The following is an 18,081-nucleotide window of genomic DNA, read 5'->3' on the forward strand; positions in this document are numbered from 1 at the left end:
TTTTATACCAAGCTTCTACTACGGTATTTGTATGGGTTCCTCCCCTGATGGGGCTATTTTTCGCATATATGATTATTCTTACTATAGAAAAGCAAAAGAAACTTTTAAAATATGATATAAGGTGGTATTTTTCTATAGCCTATATTATTTTTGTTGAGCAGATTCACGGATTTGCCCTATTTTCGGTGATTTTAGCCTTTATAATTTTTTATTACTTTGTTTGCGATTGGCTTGTAGTAACTTTCAAATCAAGAGCTATTTTACTGATATTTTTTGTACTGAACGGGTATTTAGGAACATATCTGATAAGCTCTTTACTTTTGTATATCAAAAATTTACCTATTTTAAATTTTGGATATGAATACTTTGTCTATACTGCCTTAGAGTCGGCTTTGGCTATTGTTTTATTTAAAGAGCGCGTCAAATGAGAATGCGCATAGTTTTTGCCATAATATTTAGTGTCTGGGTGCTTTTGCTGGTTAGAATCTATTATCTAAGCATCAAGTCTAATGAATTTTACGAGGAAATTGCAGAACAAAATATAGTAAAAAAGCAGTTTATGCCACCTGCAAGAGGACTCATACTTGATATTAAAGGGCGTCCTTTGGCAGTTAATAGGCTTGGCTTCTCAGTATCTGTTAAGCCTCATCTTGGTAAAAAAGATGTTTTGGATCAAGAACTTGAAAATTTGCAAAATATGTTTCAAGATCTAAACGTTACAAAATTAAAAAAAGATTATATTAAAGCCGATTCGCCTTATAATCAAGATTTTATAGAAATTATTGACTTTATAGATTACGACAGGATGATTCCTAAGATAGCTGCGCTTTCCTTGCGTGAAAATTTAGAGGTTAAACCGGCTTCCAAGCGTCACTATCCATATTCCAACCTTGCTTCTCATATCATAGGCTATGTCGGCAGAGCTAATCAGCAAGATTATATCAATGATCCTGTGACCAAGATTACAAACTATACGGGAAGAAGCGGAATAGAACGCTATTACAACTCTATTTTGCAAGGACAAGAAGGTGTTAGAAAAATAAAGGTAAATGCTCTTAATGAGGAGATAGAAGAGATTTTTAAAGAAGAGCCCAAGAGTAGCGATATAAGGCTAAGCATAGATCTGGAATTTCAAAAATATATAGAAGAAATTTTTGGAGAAAATGCAGGTGCTATTATTGTAATGGATGTCACCGACGGCTCTATTATAGCTGCCGGGAGTTTTCCCGAGTATGATTTAAATCCATTTGTAACAGGAATTTCACAGGCTAGATGGAACGAGCTTATAAACAGCATAGATCATCCTTTTACTAATAAGCTTGTAAACGGGCTATATCCTCCGGGATCAGTTATAAAGATGGGCGTGGCTTTGGCGTTTTTAGATTCTGGCAAGATAGATAGAGGGACTGATTATTTTTGTAGCGGTTCCTTTGAGCTTGGAGGGCGAAATTTTAGGTGCTGGAACATATACGGACACGGTAAAATGGATATGAATTCCGCAATTAGGGAGAGCTGTGATGATTATTTTTACAAGGGAAGTTTAAAAATAGGCATAGATGCTATAGCTCCGGTGCTTGAACGCTTTGGTATGGGTCAAAAGACAGGCGTGGATCTGCCTAATGAATTTGTAGGTATTGTTCCGAGTCGCGAATGGAAGATGCATAAATACTCCCAACCTTGGTATCAGGGAGAGACCCTAAATACCTCAATAGGACAGGGCAATTTCCTAGTAACCCCTATGCAGATTGCAAGACATACTGCTATGCTTGCGACAGGTAAAAATGTAATACCTCATTTTTTGCACAGTATAGGTGAAGAGGAGGCTAAATTTGAGACTAATGATATATTCACTCCTTTTGAAAAAAAGCAACTTCCACATATTAGAAAGGCTATGTATGAAGTTGCAAATCATCAAAAGGGAACAGCATTTAAATATTTTACAGATGCGAATCTCACAATAGCTGCAAAGACCGGAACAGCCCAAGTAGTTGGTATTTCTCAGGCTGAGAAAAAGCGTATAAAAGAGGAGGATATGAAGTATCTTCAACGCTCTCACGCATGGATTACAACTTATGCTCCATATGAAAAACCAAAATATGTAGTTACTATAATAATAGAGCATGGAGGTCACGGTGGGCTTACTGCGGGTCCTATGGCGGTAAGAGTCTACAATAAGCTTATAGAGCTAGGATATATCGATAAAAAATATGCCAAGAGTGAGCAAGCTATTAAAAAAGTCAAAAAATAGGCTTAAATTTGATCCATAGTCCTTACAATTAGACTTTTTGGAAGGTTAAATTTATCTATTATCTCCTCTTCTTTTTCTCTCATCTCTCCGCTATCTTTTTCATGATCAAAACCTAAGATATGAAGTAATCCATGCGTAAATAATAGCGCGATCTCGTCATCTTTAGAGTGGTTAAATTCTTTTGATTTTTCCTCTGCTAAATCTAAATTTATAACGATACAGCCAAGAGGAACGTGCATAATGAACTCAAATGGAAAACTTAAAACATCTGTTGTTTTATTGATTTTGCGCTGTTTTAGATTTATCTCTCGCATTTGTTCGCTATCTACAAAGCTTAGCTCTACATCACTGGCTGTTAGATATTGACAAATTTGATCTAAAATTTCCGGATATTTTTCATCGCAAATTATCATTTTTAGGCTCTTTCATATAAAATTTTGTATAATTCTATCTAATTTTTAATGTTTTTAAATTTTAAAGAGGTAGTGATGGTAAAAAAAGCCGTTTGTATAATGAGTGGAGGGATGGATAGCACTCTATGCGCTACTATGGCAAAAAAACAAGGTTATGAGGTAATAGCGCTTCATTTTGATTACAATCAGTGCACTATGAATCGTGAAAAAAGAGCTTTTGAAGAAATTTGCGACAGACTTAGGATAGAAAAAAGACTGAATTTAGATGTTGGTTTTATAGCCGATATTGGTGGAAATTCTTTAACCGATACTAATCTAAAAGTGCCAAAAGCCGGGCTTGGCAATGAAATTCCAAATACCTATGTGCCTTTTCGCAACGGAATCTTTATCTCTATCGCTGCTGCACTTGCTGAAAAAGAAGGTGCAGAGGCTATATTTATAGGAGTAGTTGAAGAGGATAGTAGCGGCTATCCTGATTGCTCGGCCAAATTTATAGAGAGGATAAATTTGGCGATAAATGAAGGCACCTCGCCAAATTTCAACGTCAAAATCATAACCCCTCTTGTAAATTTAAGCAAGGCTAATATCGTGGCTAAATCCATTGAAATGAACTCTCCTATCGAGCTTACATGGAGTTGCTATGAAAGTGAGGATATAGCTTGCGGAGAGTGCGATAGCTGCAGGTTAAGACTAAACGGGTTTAAAAGAGCCGGAGTAAAGGATCCGATCCCGTATAAAAAATAGACCTCACCTGTTTTTGATCAAGAGGCGAGGAGTAAGATTATTTAAATTCTTGAGCAATTTTATCTGTAAGTTGTTTTTCGTAAATTCGTAAAGCGTCATTTGTCACTTTTTGATAGTCTCTATCTAAAACCATCTGAGATTTTTCCATGTGATCCACATCTGTAGTAGTGTTTTTGCTGCCTGTAGAAACGTCGCTTTTTATATGTGTATTTACAGCAACCGACCAAAATCCTGGACGGAAAAAAGACCAAAATTTAAGCACATCAACTTTTAATATTATTGTATTTTGATTTATTTGTTTTTCATCGTTTAAAACATAAAATCCATTGTTTGCAAATGCTCTAGCAACACTCGTTTTGACTAAATTTGTAACTGTTTGATTGCCATCAAGAACTATATTTTCCATAGCTTTGCCGTAACTATTTCTTTTTCTTGCTATATACTTATCTTTTTCTTTTGCATTCAGACTTTCTACTTGCATATTGTGAACAGATGGAATCGAAGCATTTTTTGGAGTATCTTCAAATTCTCTTTTATCGTTAACTGAAGCTATAAATACAACTCCTTTTGCTGAATTTATATTTTGGTAATTCTGAAATTCAGGGTTTTGTAGTGTAAATTTACCTTTTAAAGCTCACTGTCAAGGTACTTGCAAAGAAAACTAGTAACAGTTTTGTAGTGTAAATTTACCTTTTAAAGCGGGGTAGCCAGCTAAAAATAAAGCTATGAAAAACATAAAAACTATATGGATAAACCGCATATCTTCTCCTTTTTTTGAAATATTATTTAATATCCGGTAAAAATAGAAATTTTATTTAGATTTGCTTAATATTTATTTATGATATATAGATTTATATAAATAATTTTTATGATATATTTGAAAAATTCTGGATTTTAAAAATCAAATAGAGTTTTTTCGGTTTCGCTCTTGTTTAGCATTGCTTCAAGCTCTTGTTTTTGACACTTTACAATAGCATATCGAAAATCTTTGAGTTGTTTTAGCTCGGCTATATCGTTAAAAATGAAGGTTGGATCTATCTTTGTCTTATAATTTTTAGGCGCACAAATTTCTACTGAGTCTTTGAAGTTTTTTCTTAAAAAATTTGCTTCCATCTCAAATAATTCATCGTCGCTTTCTACTATAAAAGCTCTAAAACTTGCTCCGAATGGAGTTATCTTAAAATTTCTATCTACAAAAACAGGCTCAAAATGCTCAATCCCTCTTAAATCGCCCATCTTAAAGGATATTTGATTTTTATTAAGATGACGAATAAGCCCTGACAAAAACCCCTTGAATGCTTTTGGTATGGCTAAATTTTGATAATACACATCGTCGCAAATAATTGATGTAAAAAATATTGAGCCTTTATTAATTGCTTTTGCTTGTGTATCTGTCCATACAGTATCGTAAAATGGCGCAATCTTTGATAGAATTTTTATATCGTCACTAAAAAATATATCGTTTTTATCCGCATTTATGATTTTTAAAAATAGCTCTTTAGTATCTATGGGCAATATATTTGCATGTTTTGGCAGGCTAGTTCGTTTTAAAATGGCCTTTTGTACACAGTTTATAGAGTAAAATTTAAGATTTTTATAGCTGCTTTCAAAGCGCATTAGACGCATTAAAGCCACACTTAGACTATCTACTTTTAAAAACGCAATCTCTTTATCGATAACTTCAAAATCATCCTCTATAATGACTGCATAGGCCCCGTTTAATATGGCTTCTTTAATCTCATCCTCATTGGCATTTATGCCTATATAGGCATAGCCTTGTCTGATATTTTTAGCTTCAAATGAGAAATTTAAGACGCTTGAAACACTTGGCTTGTTTAAAACCTCTGCATTTATTAGGCGTCTTAAATTCTCAATATTCATCATTAGCCGACAATCGCTCCGTTTTTAACGCTTGAGATAGGACTTAACAGCGCTAGTGAGCCGTCTTCTGCCGTAAGTATCATGCCTTGAGAGATATTGCCAAATATCTTAGCCTCTTTTAAATTTGCCAGCACACAGACCTGCTTGCCGACAAGCTCTTTTGGATCATAAAATTTAGCAATTCCCGATACGATCTGTCTTGGCTCGCTCTCGCCAAGATCTATTTTGAATTTAAGCAGTTTATCGCTGCCTTCGATATTTGAAGCCTCTAAGATAGTTCCAACTTTGATAACACACTTTTTAAACTCATCTATTTTGATTTTTGGTGTTTCATCCTTGATAGGCTCTGCAACGCTTGGCGCAGGAGTATTCATAAGCTCTTTTTCTATCTTTGGAAATAGCGGCGGTGTCTGCTCGCAAACAAAACCTAAAACCTCATTTTCAAGTATGGTTTTTCTATAGTTTTGGGTTGAAATTTCAAATTTCATCGCTCTGGCTATCTTCTCGCAAGTCTTTGGCATAGCAGGACTTAGCAAGATCGCTACACGTGCAAGCAAATTTGCACAAAGGCTTACAAGGGCGTTTGCTTCATCGTTTTTGCCCTCTTTTATCAAATTCCAAGGCTCAAATTTTGCAATGCTTGCGTTTGCGATATTTAGCACCCGCCAAAGCTCTTCTAAGTAACGATTTGTGGCAAAAATTTCTAAATTTTCGCAGGCTGCTTTTAGATGCACAGTTGATTCATCTAAAATTTCTCCATAATACTTTCTAACGTCTTTGCTTGAAACTTCGTAGTTTGAGTACTTGCCGCTCATTCCGATTATGCGGTTTAGTAAGTTTCCAAGATCGTTGCTAAGCTCCGAGTTTATGCGCTCTATAAGTGCTTTTTGTGAGAAATCGCCATCTTGACCAAACGGCACTTCACGCAGCATAAAGTATCTGAAATTTTCAAGTCCATAAGCGTCTGCAACCTCTTTTGGCACTACTACATTGCCCTTGCTCTTGCTCATCTTTTCGCCGTTTCTAGTCCACCAACCGTGAGCCGCGATATGTTTAGGAAGCGGCAGGTCAAGGCTCATCAAAAACGCAGGCCAGTAAATCGCATGAAAGCGCAAGATATCCTTGCCCACTAGATGCACCGCACTATCCCAAAAGCTCATCTTCTCGCTGTCTCTAGTGTATCCAAGAGCTGAAAGATAGTTCATTAGTGCATCAAGCCAGACATACATCACGTGCTTTGGTTCATTTAAATTTGCAGGCAGTTTTACGCCCCAGTCAAAGCTGGTGCGAGTTATAGATAGGTCTTTAAGCCCGCCTTTTACGAAGCTTACGACTTCGTTTTTTTTACCTTTTGGAAGTATGCATTGCTCGTTTTGCTCGTACCATTTAAGCAGGGCATCTTCGTATTTTGATAGTTTAAAAAAGTAACTTTCCTCTTTGACTAAGTTTGTCGGTCGCCCGCAGTCAGGACAGCACTCGTTATCCAAAAGTTGAGTTTGGGTAAAAAACGTCTCGCAGCTAACGCAGTAAAAGCCCTCGTATTCGCCTTTGTAGATGTCGCCTTTTTCAAGCATTTTGTTAAAAGCGTTTTGAACGGTTAGTTTGTGGCTCTCATCGGTTGTGCGGATAAAGTGATCGTAACTTATCTCAAATTCATCCCAAAGCTCTTTAAATTTTGCGCTTATCTCGTCTGCGTATGCTTTTGGGCTTTTGCCTTTTTTTTGCGCAGCTTGTTCTATCTTTTGTCCGTGCTCATCGGTTCCTGTTAAAAAAAACGTCTCTTCGCCTTTAAGCCTTGCAAATCTAGCCATCGTATCGGCAATTATCGTAGTGTAGGCGTGTCCGATGTGAGGAACGTCATTTACATAATAAATAGGTGTTGTTATATAAGCTTTCATAATCTTCCTTAATTAAAAATCAAATCCGCCGGTGCTGCCCTTAGACATCGAATTATAGACGGCATCAACATAATTTTTACGAATTTCGCATTCAAATAAATTTTCGCAGGCAAAACAGCTTGTTAGACCTTTTTGCTCTTGGCACGATCTTAAAATTTCAAGCTTTGCGTCAAGCTCAAGTTCAAATTTGTCCTTTTGCTTAAGCTCTTCAGCCATTTTTGCTTCCGTAAAATTCGTGCAGTGTCTTTATCTCGTCTTTTGAGCCAAAGAAGCACGGAGTGGTTTGGTGGATTTTGTCTATCTTTACTTCAAAAAGGCTTTTTGAGTAGCCATCGCTCGTAGCTCCTCCTGCGCGCTCATAGATAAAGGCAAAAGGAAGCACTTCAAAAAGCACTCTAAGCTTGCCGTTTGGCGCATCTGTGGTAGCCGGATAGCTAAAAAGCCCGCCGCCTTTTAGTAAAATTTGATGCAAGTCGCTTACCATCGCACCTGAATATCTCAAACGATACCCCCTCTCAAAAAGCTCTCTTATAAATTTAGCGTGCTTCTCGCTCCAGCCTTTTTGCGTGGCACCCGTGGCGTTTAGCTTGCCTTTTTCTTTTAGCTGCAAATCTTTGATAAACTGAAATTTGCCCTCTTTGTTGAGTCTATAAAGCTTTGGTTTGTCCGTGCAGATAACCAGCTCAAGCCTAGGGCCGTAAACGCTATATGCTGAAGCTACTAAATTTTCAGGTTTTAGTTCGTTTTCATATATGCCAAATATCGAGCCGATAGCAAAATTTACATCAACCAAGCTTGAGCCGTCAAGCGGATCGTAGGCTACGATAAATTTTGCATTTTCGTTTAGTGAGAGCATCTCATCTTTTTCTTCACTAACCAGTGCTTTTACGCAATCTAAATTTGCAAATTCGCGCGTGATGATCTCATCGCTTAGCACATCAAGCTTAAGCTGGGTGTCTCCAGTGGCGTTTGCGTGATCGGTGTAGCCAAGATCTGCAAATTTTATCTCGTTGCTGATTTTAACGGCGATTTGTTTAATCGTTTCAAAAATTCTTTCCATCATAAAGCCTTTGCGTTTTGTAAAATCCACTCACAAATTGTGTCTATATCGTCTAAATTTATATTTAAAATATCAAATTCGCACTCTTTTTTATAACTTGCGATCGCGTTTGAAAACCCGATATAATCAGGATTTATCTCGTCTTTAAATACGCTTAATCTAGGAAGCGGCAAAGTCTTAAGCCCCTCGACCAAGAGCAGGTCAAACTCTCCAACCATCGATACAACCTCTTCAAGGCTCTTTTGCTCTTTTGAAAAATATGTCGTGCGAGTGGGACTTAGCACAACTACATCAGCGCCCATCTCGCTAAATTTATAGCTATCCTTGCCCTCAACGTCAAAGCGAGCCTTGTCGCCCGGATCATGCTTAATGATAACTACCTTTAATCCGTCTTTTATAAATTTTTGCCCGACCTTTAAGATAAGTGTAGTCTTGCCACTGTTTGACGGTCCGGAAAATGCCATTGCCAGTCTTTTCATCTACTTCCAACTTCTAAATTTTCGTGAGATTATAACAAATTTAGGCTTTCTTAAAGCAAAAATTACTTAAATTAAAGATAAAATAAGAGAAAATTTAAAGGTCTTAGTATGAAAAATTTATTGATATTTTTGGCTTTAGTTGTAGCATTTTTCGGGTGTTCAAGCAAAGTTGTCGTGCATGAACCGCTTAAAAATGAGCTACTAGCTTACACAAGCAAAAGCGAAATAATCCAAAAAGATCTTAAAATTTTAGTATTAGGAACTTATCTAAACCCCGTTCATAGCGAGCTTATAAAAGAGAGTAAAGATGAGAAATTTATCATCGCCCTCTATCCAAAAGATAGCGAAGTAAATTTTAAAAGTTTTAGCGTAAATAACGACATAAGCGGCATAAAAGCCAGAGTTTTAGATGAAAATGACGAGCTTTTAAAGCTCATCACATTTCAAATGCCGTGGGGCAAATATATCGAAGTAAGCGCGCCTGAAAAGATCTCAGATAAGCTTAATCTCTCTTTCGAAATTTATCCGTCAAAGCAGGTGAGCTTAGAGTTTCAAAAAGTTTCAAAATCGATGTACTGGAATTAAGCAGGTGTGAGTATATAACGTAGTTTGCAAGCACCTTTTTGCCGTAATGCCTGCTTTCTGCATACGGCACAAGCTCAAGCGATAAAAACGGCTCAAATTTCCCTTCATTAAATAGATCTCCGCGCTGAAGCATACGCTTGGTAAAGCCGATGCCGCCGTTATACGCATAAGCCACAAAGAGCGGATGATATAAGAAGCTCTCAAGGTAGTTTAAGTGGTGATCGGCAAATCTTAAAGCAACTCGCGGATCAAACATATCATCTTGATCAAAGCCTTCTATCGTGAGCTCTTTTTTGCCGATGTGATTAGCAAGAAAGGGCATAAACTGCATCATCCCAAGCGCGTAAGATGTCGATATCACAGATGGGATAAATCTGCTTTCTTGCCTGCCGATAGCATAAATCGTAGCCTTTCTTGTGGCGTTCATATCGCCAAGTTCTTCTAAAAACGGCATGACGAAGTAGTGGTCTTTGTATCCGCTTGCCTTTTCCATGAAGTAAGCGTGCTGCCCAAGTGTCTCTTTGGTGTTAAAAAGCTCTGCAAATTCAAGTGCTTTAGTTGCATTTACCTCTTTTACTATCGCAAAGGTCTTTTGCCACAAAAACGGATCTTTGATATCGTAGTCTTCGAGCTTTTGCTTGGTCGGCGTCGGTGAAAAAACAGCCGGAATTTCTTTTCCTGTTAGCTCGTTTGCATATAGTGTATAGATGTTTATATCGCTGCTTTTGTTTAGCTTTTCAAGCAAAATTTGGTTTTTAGTGATGAGGTATTGCCAAAAGATCGCAGCGTCTTTTGCACCTTGGTTTTTAAAGCTATCTTCGGCTCTTTTAAAAAACTTAAAAGCAGTCTCTTTTGAGTCTAGTAAAATAGCGTTAATGCCAAGAATATAAGCTATCTGATCGCTTATCAAATCATCTTTGATATTTAAAAAATTCGCTCTAAATTTAGGAAGCTCTTTATCTATAATTACTCTATTTATGATTTTTTGAAAAGATTGTTCTTTGGCTAGTAGATTGATAAATTCGGTACTAAATTTTTGATTAAACCTAAATTCTTTATGTTTTTTGTCACTTGCCTCAAATAACTCTATAAAGGCTCTTGCATCTTTAAATTTATCAAATTTCAAGGCCGAATTTTTAGAGTTTAGAATCCTTAAATTTCTAGCCGTTGTTTTATTTATATCATCAAATTTTTGAGCCAGTTTTTCTCTATCTTTTTTGGATATTTTTAGCATAAAAGGTATTTTTAAAAGCGCTTTTTGACAGGTTAAATTGGCATCTACTATGTTTTTTGCATTTATCTTTGCGCAGTTTGTAGGTTTTAACTCCGGTTTTATTATAGTATTTAGCGCTTTTATCATGGTCGGAGAGCGACGAAATATATCCTTATTTAGCTCCTCAACCTGCTTAATTGTATAATTTCCCTCTGTTATTAACCTATATATATAATAATCTTTTGCTAGCCCTTTTTCTTTAACTTTTATCTCGTTAAAGCTTTTTACCTCTCCAAACAAGAAAGTCGTAAGGAGAAATAAAATTATATTAAATCGAATTAGCATATTGCAGCAGTAAGCTTATGAAAAATCTATCAAAAAACTGAAGTGCTAAAAGTATGAAAATCGGCGCCAGGTCTATCCCTCCAAATACTGTAGGGACAAATTTTCTAATCCAGGCATAAACGGGCTCCGTAAGACGATATAAAAGCTGAACAACAGGATTATACGGATCTGGTCTTACCCAGCTAATAATGGCTGATATAATGATAATCCAGACGTAAATTTGAATCACCATATGCAAAATATCGGCAATAGCGGATAAAAAAGTAGATAGTATCATTGTAAAATTTCCTTTAATTTTTCTTTTATTAGAGGGAACAGCTCGCTTAGTTCAGGTCCGTGCTGTTCGTTTGTAAGCAAAATTCTAAGCGGCATGAAAAAGCTTTTGCCTTTTAAATTTGTAGCGCTCATTAAAGCCTTTTTAAACTCGTCAAAGCTTTGAAATTCATCTAAATTCAATGAATTTGCAGCGCCTTTTATGATCTCGCACTCGTTTTTAAACTCATCAGGAATGTCTTTTGGCGCAAATATCGCCTCTATCTTTTGCTTGATCTCGTTTAGCAAGCTTGCCTCTTGGGTGTAAAATTTGATTAGATCCGCTAAATTTTCATCCAATCCGCTAAGTGCGGCAAGTCGCTCGCTGCTAGCTAGTTTGATATGTTCTCTGTTTATATGCTCAAGCATTTTTATATCAAATTTCGCAGGACTTGGCGAGACTTTAGAGATGTCAAACCACTGTGCAGCGTCCTTTATAGTAAAAATTTCCACAGGAGCTTTATAGCCAAGCGATATGATGTAGTTTGCTATGGCTTCCGGCATAAATCCTTTAGAAAGCAGCCACTTTACGCTACTTTCGTTCTCACGCTTGCTCATCTTTTTGCCCTCTATATTTAAGATGATAGGAAGATGTGCGTAGCGAATTTTACTCGTGTAATCAAGCCCCTCTCTGATAAGCTCTTGCTTAGGCGTGTTGCTTACGTGATCCTCTCCGCGTATGACGAAAGTAACGCCCTCAAGCATATCGTCGGTTGCACAGGCGAAGTTGTAAGTAGGGGTTTTATCGGCACGCATGATGACAAAGCTATCGACATTTTCGGGCTCAAAGCTTACTTCGCCTTTGATAGCGTCTGTAAATTTCATCGTTTCTTTTGGCTTTTTCATGCGGATTACAAAAGGCTTTTCGCAGGCTAAAACCTCTTCATCGCTCATCCTTTCGCAAGTGCCGTCATAGCGATATGCTATGCCTTTGGCTTTAGCGTTTTCTTTTTTAGCTTCCAGTTCGCTTTCAGTGCAAAAGCAGGCAAACGCTCGCTTATCTATCATTAGCTTTGAAGCAAGCTGACGGTGGAATTTTAAATTTGCGCTTTGATAGTAGAGCTGATCCCATTTGATACCGAATTTAGTTAAAATTTCTAAAATTTCTTGGTCTTTTCCTTCTATATTTCTTTCTTTATCGGTATCTTCTATACGCACTATAAAGCCACTTTTATCTTGTAAAGAGCAAAGATAATTTAATATAGCTACGCGCAAATTTCCAAGGTGCATATCTCCCGTAGGAGAGGGTGCAAAACGATACATTTTCATATTCCTTTATTAATTTTAAAGGGTGATTATATCATCTTGTATTTAAATCGCTTGTTAAGAAAAATCTTATATAATGCTATTTATTACATTCGAACAAGGGGTAAAACATGAGCTTCGTTAAGGAATTTAAAGAATTTGCTATGCGTGGAAACGTCATAGACATGGCTGTAGGTGTCGTTATAGGAGGCGCTTTTGGCAAAATCGTAAGCTCTCTTGTGGGTGATGTGATTATGCCTATCGTAGGTGTTTTAACTGGAGGAGTAAATTTTACAGATCTTAAATTTACTCTTAAAGATGCAGTAGGAGATGTGCCGGCTGTTACTGTTAATTATGGCTCTTTTATACAGACTATGGTTGATTTTATGATCATTGCGTTTTGTATATTTTGTGTTATAAAGGCTATAAATACTCTTAAAAAACCAAAAGTTGAAGCTCCTAAAGAACCTGCTAAACCAAGCGAGGATATCGTTCTTTTAACAGAGATTAGAGATCTTCTTAAAAAGTAAATTTGGCTGTTTTACTAAACAATGAGCATTTTAGGACAAATTCCATTTTTTAAAGAGCTGGACCAAGAGGAGCTTAATCAGCTAGAAAAAATCAGCATAATTAAAAAATATAAAAAAGGCGAATTTTTGTTTATGGAAGGAGATGATTCTAAGTGGCTCCATCTTCTTCTAAAAGGCTCATTGAAACTTTATAAAACTACTCCAAAAGGAAAAGAAATTTTCATGCATCAGCTCAATGCTATGAATTTCGTAGCCGAGCTTGCAAATTTTGAAAATATTAAATTTCCCGCTACAGCACTATTTGTAAGCTCTGGGGAGGTTTTGAAGATAGATTATGAGAAATTTTATAAGGACTTTCTGTCAAACCCTCAAATTTCAGTAGCTATAATCAAATCTCTATCTCAAAAACTAAAAATTGCAAGCGATGTTTTGCATCAGGAGCTTGTTTTAAGCTCGGAGGCAAAGGTTGCTAAATTTTTAACAGATTATCAAGACCTTTTTAATACATTAAAGCATGTAAAAATTGCTTCAATCTTAAATATAACTCCGGAAACTTTATCGAGAACACTCGCGAAATTTAGGGCGCAAGAGCTTGTTGATTTGGATCAGAACAACAAAATAATCAATATATCAGAGACAAAGCTTAAAAATTTTTTTGATAACTGATACTTAATTTCAAATTAAGAATAATTGATAAACGTCAAGAATTTCTATCTTCAGTTGGGTTATAATAACATAAATATTTTATTAATAACATTTAAATAAAATAAAATATTACAAGAAGGATCTGCATGAAAAGAAAGTTTTTTGTTTGGTCGGTTGTAGTTGGTATATTTATAGGACTTATATCATCGATCGGAATTGCTGATCTTATCCACTATACTGGAAGCGATAAGTTTTGCACAATGTGTCATACTATGGAGCCTATGGTGAAATCTTATCACAATGATGTGCATGGAGGCAACAACAAACTTGGTGTAAAAGCGGAGTGTTCGACCTGTCACCTTTCGCATGATAATACCTTAATGTACCTATGGACAAAAACAAAGGTGTCTTTAAATGACGGTTATAAGACTGTTTTTACAGATGTGAGTAAGATTGATTGGCATGCGAAACGAAAAAATTCTCACAAATTTACATACGATAGTGGCTGTATGACCTGTCATTCAAATTTACAGGAGATGAACAATCAAGTAGATAAGGCTTGGCTTGCTCACAGAGACTATTTCGCTGGTCATATCAACAAGACCTGTGTTCAGTGTCACAACAATGTAGGTCACAAGAATATGGGTATTGAGATAACAAAACATTGGGAGAGTATAAATGCAAACAATAAATAAAACCTATAAAAGAGGAATAATGTTGAAAAAAGTTATTGCATTACTAGCCTGTCTTTTTTCGTTCGCATTTGCAGAGAGCATTTCGGATGCAAATCTTGTGAAAAACCTAAAAGTTGATCGCAATTTAACTCCGCTTGCTAAAGGCTGTATTGAGTGCCACGCAAAAGAGACACCGGGTATTGTGGCGGATTGGAAAAATAGCCGTCACGCACATGTTGGAGTAAGTTGTACAGATTGTCACTCACACCCTGCGGATAGCCCTATGGCGATGAAACAAGCGCATCCAAAGGATAGCAACAATCACGTATCTGCTTTGGTAAGCCCAAAAACCTGCGAAAAGTGCCACGCTAACGAAGTTAAGCAGTTTAACGAGAGTGGTCACGCAAGAGGTGGTATACAAGTGTATGCTAAAAAGGGTATGCTTGATCTAATGTATCATTTTGAAGGTCGCGGTCACCCTGATCTACAAATTTCTCCTGATTCAACAGGTTGTATGCAGTGCCACGGCTCTGTAATTAAGATGGACGCTGATAATCGTCCTACAAAAGAGACTTGGCCAAATTACGGTATAGGCAACCTATATCCAGACGGTGGAATTGGTGGATGTAAATCATGCCATAGCGGACATAAATTCGCTGTTAGTGAAGCTAGAAAACCAGCTGCTTGTGCATCTTGTCACCTTGGACCTGATCATCCGGATATCGAGATTTACAACAACTCAATGCACGGACATATCTTTAACTCAGAGGGACATACATGGAATTTTGATAGCGCTCCTGATACATGGGCTGTGCCTGATTATAGAGCCCCAACTTGTGCTACTTGTCATATGAGTGGAGTTGGTGAGCTACAAACTACACACAACGTTTCAAGACGCTTGAAATGGAATTTGTGGGCACCACATAGTAATCTAAGAACAGGCGGCAACGATACTGCTGTAAGTGAATATGAAAAAACAGGCAAACTAAATGTCGGTACACCACTAGCAGGTCACGTTGATGGTCCTGATGCTGCCAGAAAAGAGATGATGATAGTTTGTAAAGAGTGCCATAGTCCGCTTCATAGCGAAAACTTCTTTACAATGGCAGATAAGCACGTAATGCTTTACAATGATTACCATAAAGATGCAAAAGCTATGCTAGATGACCTAAAATCTAAAAAGCTTCTTAAAGAGGATCCTTGGGCTGATGAATTCCAAAGAATTTACTACCACCTATGGCATCACGAGGGTCGTCGTATGAGACAGGGTGCGATGATGAACGGTCCTGACTATGCTCACTGGCATGGAGTATTTGAGGTTAAAGATGATATCAGAAAACTTCAAGATATCTACGACAAGAGAATTAAGAGCGGAACCATCGAGTAATATTTTTTAAAACAGAGAGCGAGAATTTTCTCGCTCTATTCGATTTTTTTATTTTCTATCGGGACACTACTTTATTTGACGACATTATTTAATAATTTTTGCTAAATTTATAATATGTTTTATATCGTTTCTTCACTAATTATCATTTTAATGAATTTTGTTGGCTACAGAGGGCTGTTTGCTAAAACAGAAGGGCGAAGTCTGCATAAATTTTTGCTCGCAGTCTTTTTTGCTACTCTTGCCGTAGGTGGCGTGCTGCTAGCTTTTTCGCTGAGGTTTAACTTTTTAAATGCGGAATTTAGACTTGCTTTTTCGCTTATGCTTGCACTTAGCTTTATACTATTTTCGTTTGTTCTCTTTTCAAATTTGATTATAGTCGCTTTTAGACCGGTTACGAAGCGTGTTTTTAGCGAAAGTAGGCGTAAATTTTTAAGATTTTATCTTGACGTTACGATATTAATTCTTGCATTTAGCTACTTTTTTAAAGGTATGTATAACGCTTCGCACGTTCCTGAAGTAAAGCGCCAAAATATCGTGCTTGATGGGCTTAAAGACCCTCTTAAGATAGCAATGATAACCGATATTCATTTAGGAGATTTTTTAGGAGTTCCTTTTGCTAAGGCTTTGGTTGAGCGTATAAATTTACTAAATGCCGATGCGGTCGTTATAGTAGGAGATATAGCCGATCTTCCTCCAAGCAGGCTTGGCGAGTATATAGCTCCTTTTGCCGAGTTTAAATCTCGCTACGGGACATTTTATGCGCCGGGAAATCATGAGTATTATAACGGTATTGAAGGAACGCTAAAAGAGATTAAAAAGATCGGCATTAAAATTTTAGGCAATAAAAGCGTGAGTATAGGCGGTATAAATTTAGCCGGAGTTTATGATCTCATCGGCTATAGATATAAATTTTATGAGCCTGATTTAGAAGCCGCTCTTAGAAATACCGATAAGAATTTGCCGACCGTTTTGCTTGCACATCAGCCTAAATTTATCAAATACATGCATAAAGATGTGGATTTGGTTTTGTGCGGGCACACTCACGGAGGACAAATTTTCCCATTTTCGCTTCTTGTAAAGCTTGATCAGAAGTATTTAGCGGGGCTTTATCAAGTAAATGATAAAATGCAGGTTTATGTAAGCAGGGGTGCGGGATTTTGGGGGCCTCCGGTGAGAGTTCTTGCGCCTAGCGAAATTTCTTTGTTGGAGCTTAAAGGAGAGTAGATGAGAAAGAGGATTTCTCAAATTTTCGGCAAAATCGCAGGAACCGCATTTCCTAAATTTATGCAAGATTTTATAAATTCAAACTACGTCAAATATTTTAAAATCGACATGAGCGAGTTTAAAAGACCTCAAGATTACGAGAGTTTAACCGCGCTTTTTACAAGAGAGCTTGTGATAATGAGAAAATTTGATGAAGCCAAAGAGGTGCTTATAAGCCCAAGCGACGGGCTTTGCCTTGAGTGCGGTATTAGCAATTTAAGAAAAGCTATTAGTATAAAAGGACACGAATACTCCATAACCGAGCTTTTAGACTCCGCTTTGAGCGAAGAGGATGCTGGTCGTCAAGAGGAGTTTGTCTATGCCAATATCTATCTAAGTCCTAGGGACTATCACCGCTATCATGCTCCTTGCGATATTGAAATTTTAAGCGCTCTTTATGTCCCTGGAGATTTATATAGTGTAAGCGTCAAGGCTCTTGAGAAAGTTGAAAATCTATATGCCCTTAACGAAAGAGTTGTTTTAAAGTGTAGAATTTCAAATAAAAAGATAGTTTGGCTTGTATTTGTCGGAGCTTTAAACGTTGGAAAGATGAAATTTATTTTTGATAATAGAATTCAAACTAATGCGATGGCCTCATTTGTCCAAAGCTATGAGTATGAAAATTTAAGTGTCAGAAAAGGTGAACTTTTGGGTTATTTTGAGCTAGGTTCTACGATTGTGATAGTCGGCGAAAAAGATAGCTTAGAGCTTAATCTTTTTAACTCTAAAGTTTTAAAATTCGGCGAAAGTGTCGGAATTATAAAAGCTTAAAGGGAGGCAAGATGGGAACTCAGCTGATTGAGCAAGCAGAACTAAAGGAAATGATCGAATTTAAAGAGCGTATAGAGAATAATACGGTGGTTGAGTTTTGGGAAAACTCTGAAGATTTCGAGCGTCTAGCCAATACTACTGTTAAGACTATGCGTTATGTCAATGAAGAACAGATTAGGGAATTTGCTCAAGGTATAAATCAGATGAATGAAAAGATCTTAAATCTTACATTCGAAGGCGTTAAAAAGCACTACGAAAAGCAACACGAGAGTGTTGGCAAAAAGCAAAAAATTAATATCGCCTGTGCATTTGCGATAGGACTTATTGTTGGAGCGGTACTAGTTAAATTATTTTTCTAAATTTGACGCTGGAGTGCCTGGCAATTCTT

Annotated in this window: 21 protein-coding genes; 11 read left to right on the forward strand and 10 right to left on the reverse strand. The window is 36.9% G+C overall.

Going from position 1 to position 18,081, the window contains the following annotated elements; genetic code table 11:
* Positions 1-47: 47 nt before the first annotated feature.
* Both CDOM16189_RS03115 and mrdA read left to right on the forward strand, forming a co-directional pair.
* Positions 48-428: a hypothetical protein gene (locus CDOM16189_RS03115; protein ID WP_249321503.1), complete on the forward strand. Its 381-nt coding sequence runs from the start codon at positions 48-50 to the stop codon at positions 426-428.
* Complete coding sequence (gene mrdA / locus CDOM16189_RS03120) at positions 425-2,248, forward strand: penicillin-binding protein 2 (RefSeq protein ID WP_169974131.1); 1,824 nt, start codon at positions 425-427, stop codon at positions 2,246-2,248. Before CDOM16189_RS03115 ends, mrdA begins: the two co-directional genes overlap by 4 nt.
* Positions 2,249-2,250: 2 nt before the next feature.
* Here mrdA and ybeY read toward each other — a convergent pair whose 3' ends face one another.
* The gene (ybeY, locus tag CDOM16189_RS03125) at positions 2,251-2,661 is read right to left on the reverse strand and encodes an rRNA maturation RNase YbeY (RefSeq protein ID WP_169974129.1); all 411 of its coding nucleotides are present in this window, start codon (positions 2,659-2,661) and stop codon (positions 2,251-2,253) included.
* Between the two features lie 75 nt (positions 2,662-2,736).
* On the opposite strand from ybeY, the gene queC reads away from it, so the two are divergent.
* Complete coding sequence (gene queC, locus CDOM16189_RS03130; RefSeq protein ID WP_169974127.1) at positions 2,737-3,405, forward strand: 7-cyano-7-deazaguanine synthase QueC; 669 nt, start codon at positions 2,737-2,739, stop codon at positions 3,403-3,405.
* Between the two features lie 37 nt (positions 3,406-3,442).
* On the opposite strand, the gene CDOM16189_RS03135 is transcribed toward queC, so the two are convergent.
* From CDOM16189_RS03135 to mobB, 6 genes are all read right to left on the reverse strand, one after another.
* A complete protein-coding gene (locus CDOM16189_RS03135) occupies positions 3,443-3,886 on the reverse strand; it encodes a hypothetical protein (protein ID WP_169974125.1) in 444 nt (147 codons plus the stop codon).
* Between the two features lie 413 nt (positions 3,887-4,299).
* On the reverse strand, positions 4,300-5,286 hold the full coding sequence (locus tag CDOM16189_RS03140; RefSeq protein ID WP_169974483.1) for a ferrochelatase: 987 nt from the start codon (positions 5,284-5,286) through the stop codon (positions 4,300-4,302).
* Positions 5,287-5,288: 2 nt separating this feature from the next.
* Positions 5,289-7,184, reverse strand: a complete 1,896-nt coding sequence (gene metG, locus CDOM16189_RS03145) for a methionine--tRNA ligase (RefSeq protein WP_169974123.1) — start codon at positions 7,182-7,184, stop codon at positions 5,289-5,291.
* Positions 7,185-7,196: 12 nt separating this feature from the next.
* Complete coding sequence (locus CDOM16189_RS03150; RefSeq protein ID WP_169974121.1) at positions 7,197-7,400, reverse strand: hypothetical protein; 204 nt, start codon at positions 7,398-7,400, stop codon at positions 7,197-7,199.
* Positions 7,393-8,244: a class 1 fructose-bisphosphatase gene (locus tag CDOM16189_RS03155; protein WP_502707249.1), complete on the reverse strand. Its 852-nt coding sequence runs from the start codon at positions 8,242-8,244 to the stop codon at positions 7,393-7,395. The genes CDOM16189_RS03150 and CDOM16189_RS03155 overlap by 8 nt, the downstream gene beginning before the upstream one ends.
* Entirely contained in the window at positions 8,244-8,723 is a 480-nt protein-coding gene (gene mobB, locus CDOM16189_RS03160) for a molybdopterin-guanine dinucleotide biosynthesis protein B (RefSeq protein ID WP_169974118.1), read from the reverse strand. The genes CDOM16189_RS03155 and mobB overlap by 1 nt, the downstream gene beginning before the upstream one ends.
* A 108-nt stretch (positions 8,724-8,831) precedes the next feature.
* On the opposite strand from mobB, the gene CDOM16189_RS03165 reads away from it, so the two are divergent.
* Positions 8,832-9,308, forward strand: coding sequence for a hypothetical protein (locus CDOM16189_RS03165; RefSeq protein WP_169974117.1), 477 nt, complete (start codon positions 8,832-8,834; stop codon positions 9,306-9,308).
* Here CDOM16189_RS03165 and CDOM16189_RS03170 read toward each other — a convergent pair.
* Genes CDOM16189_RS03170 through gltX form a run of 3 tightly spaced genes read right to left on the reverse strand, consistent with a single transcriptional unit; the run spans position 9,226 to position 12,441 of the window.
* Complete coding sequence (locus tag CDOM16189_RS03170) at positions 9,226-10,821, reverse strand: lytic transglycosylase domain-containing protein (protein WP_249321505.1); 1,596 nt, start codon at positions 10,819-10,821, stop codon at positions 9,226-9,228. The genes CDOM16189_RS03165 and CDOM16189_RS03170 overlap by 83 nt on opposite strands.
* Before the next feature lie 28 nt (positions 10,822-10,849).
* The gene (locus tag CDOM16189_RS03175; protein ID WP_169974113.1) at positions 10,850-11,143 is read right to left on the reverse strand and encodes a YggT family protein; all 294 of its coding nucleotides are present in this window, start codon (positions 11,141-11,143) and stop codon (positions 10,850-10,852) included.
* A complete protein-coding gene (gene gltX / locus CDOM16189_RS03180) occupies positions 11,140-12,441 on the reverse strand; it encodes a glutamate--tRNA ligase (protein ID WP_169974482.1) in 1,302 nt (433 codons plus the stop codon). Before gltX ends, CDOM16189_RS03175 begins: the two co-directional genes overlap by 4 nt.
* A gap of 113 nt (positions 12,442-12,554) precedes the next feature.
* Here gltX and mscL point away from each other — a divergent pair, with 113 nt between their 5' ends.
* The 7 genes from mscL to CDOM16189_RS03215 all read left to right on the forward strand — a co-directional run bounded on the left by mscL (position 12,555) and on the right by CDOM16189_RS03215 (position 18,052).
* Complete coding sequence (mscL, locus tag CDOM16189_RS03185; protein WP_169974111.1) at positions 12,555-12,953, forward strand: large-conductance mechanosensitive channel protein MscL; 399 nt, start codon at positions 12,555-12,557, stop codon at positions 12,951-12,953.
* A 27-nt stretch (positions 12,954-12,980) separates the two neighbouring features.
* Positions 12,981-13,619 (forward strand): cyclic nucleotide-binding domain-containing protein, encoded by a 639-nt coding sequence (locus tag CDOM16189_RS03190; protein ID WP_169974481.1) that lies wholly within the window; start codon positions 12,981-12,983, stop codon positions 13,617-13,619.
* A gap of 125 nt (positions 13,620-13,744) precedes the next feature.
* Entirely contained in the window at positions 13,745-14,293 is a 549-nt protein-coding gene (locus CDOM16189_RS03195) for a cytochrome c3 family protein (RefSeq protein ID WP_169974109.1), read from the forward strand.
* Between the two features lie 19 nt (positions 14,294-14,312).
* Positions 14,313-15,659 (forward strand): multiheme c-type cytochrome, encoded by a 1,347-nt coding sequence (locus tag CDOM16189_RS03200; RefSeq protein ID WP_169974107.1) that lies wholly within the window; start codon positions 14,313-14,315, stop codon positions 15,657-15,659.
* Positions 15,660-15,809: 150 nt separating this feature from the next.
* Positions 15,810-16,883: a metallophosphoesterase gene (locus CDOM16189_RS03205; RefSeq protein ID WP_169974105.1), complete on the forward strand. Its 1,074-nt coding sequence runs from the start codon at positions 15,810-15,812 to the stop codon at positions 16,881-16,883.
* A complete protein-coding gene (locus CDOM16189_RS03210) occupies positions 16,884-17,693 on the forward strand; it encodes a phosphatidylserine decarboxylase (RefSeq protein ID WP_169974104.1) in 810 nt (269 codons plus the stop codon).
* An 11-nt stretch (positions 17,694-17,704) separates the two neighbouring features.
* Complete coding sequence (locus CDOM16189_RS03215; RefSeq protein WP_169974102.1) at positions 17,705-18,052, forward strand: hypothetical protein; 348 nt, start codon at positions 17,705-17,707, stop codon at positions 18,050-18,052.
* Positions 18,053-18,081 lie beyond the last annotated feature (29 nt).

The organism is Campylobacter sp. RM16189 (genome assembly GCF_012978815.1).
In the GTDB taxonomy this organism is placed as follows: domain Bacteria; phylum Campylobacterota; class Campylobacteria; order Campylobacterales; family Campylobacteraceae; genus Campylobacter_A.

Coding starts and splice junctions, on each gene's coding strand:
- mobB (WP_169974118.1), bottom strand. CDS start 8,723: ATGAAAAGACTGGCAATGGCATTTTCCGGACCGTCAAACAGTGGCAAG.
- CDOM16189_RS03175 (WP_169974113.1), bottom strand. CDS start 11,143: ATGATACTATCTACTTTTTTATCCGCTATTGCCGATATTTTGCATATG.
- queC (WP_169974127.1), top strand. CDS start 2,737: ATGGTAAAAAAAGCCGTTTGTATAATGAGTGGAGGGATGGATAGCACT.
- metG (WP_169974123.1), bottom strand. CDS start 7,184: ATGAAAGCTTATATAACAACACCTATTTATTATGTAAATGACGTTCCT.
- CDOM16189_RS03210 (WP_169974104.1), top strand. CDS start 16,884: ATGAGAAAGAGGATTTCTCAAATTTTCGGCAAAATCGCAGGAACCGCA.
- ybeY (WP_169974129.1), bottom strand. CDS start 2,661: ATGATAATTTGCGATGAAAAATATCCGGAAATTTTAGATCAAATTTGT.
- CDOM16189_RS03205 (WP_169974105.1), top strand. CDS start 15,810: ATGAATTTTGTTGGCTACAGAGGGCTGTTTGCTAAAACAGAAGGGCGA.
- CDOM16189_RS03155 (WP_502707249.1), bottom strand. CDS start 8,244: ATGGAAAGAATTTTTGAAACGATTAAACAAATCGCCGTTAAAATCAGC.
- CDOM16189_RS03150 (WP_169974121.1), bottom strand. CDS start 7,400: ATGGCTGAAGAGCTTAAGCAAAAGGACAAATTTGAACTTGAGCTTGAC.
- CDOM16189_RS03115 (WP_249321503.1), top strand. CDS start 48: ATGGGGCTATTTTTCGCATATATGATTATTCTTACTATAGAAAAGCAA.
- mscL (WP_169974111.1), top strand. CDS start 12,555: ATGAGCTTCGTTAAGGAATTTAAAGAATTTGCTATGCGTGGAAACGTC.
- CDOM16189_RS03165 (WP_169974117.1), top strand. CDS start 8,832: ATGAAAAATTTATTGATATTTTTGGCTTTAGTTGTAGCATTTTTCGGG.
- CDOM16189_RS03195 (WP_169974109.1), top strand. CDS start 13,745: ATGAAAAGAAAGTTTTTTGTTTGGTCGGTTGTAGTTGGTATATTTATA.
- CDOM16189_RS03215 (WP_169974102.1), top strand. CDS start 17,705: ATGGGAACTCAGCTGATTGAGCAAGCAGAACTAAAGGAAATGATCGAA.
- gltX (WP_169974482.1), bottom strand. CDS start 12,441: ATGTATCGTTTTGCACCCTCTCCTACGGGAGATATGCACCTTGGAAAT.
- CDOM16189_RS03135 (WP_169974125.1), bottom strand. CDS start 3,886: ATGCAAGTAGAAAGTCTGAATGCAAAAGAAAAAGATAAGTATATAGCA.
- CDOM16189_RS03140 (WP_169974483.1), bottom strand. CDS start 5,286: ATGAATATTGAGAATTTAAGACGCCTAATAAATGCAGAGGTTTTAAAC.
- CDOM16189_RS03200 (WP_169974107.1), top strand. CDS start 14,313: ATGTTGAAAAAAGTTATTGCATTACTAGCCTGTCTTTTTTCGTTCGCA.
- mrdA (WP_169974131.1), top strand. CDS start 425: ATGAGAATGCGCATAGTTTTTGCCATAATATTTAGTGTCTGGGTGCTT.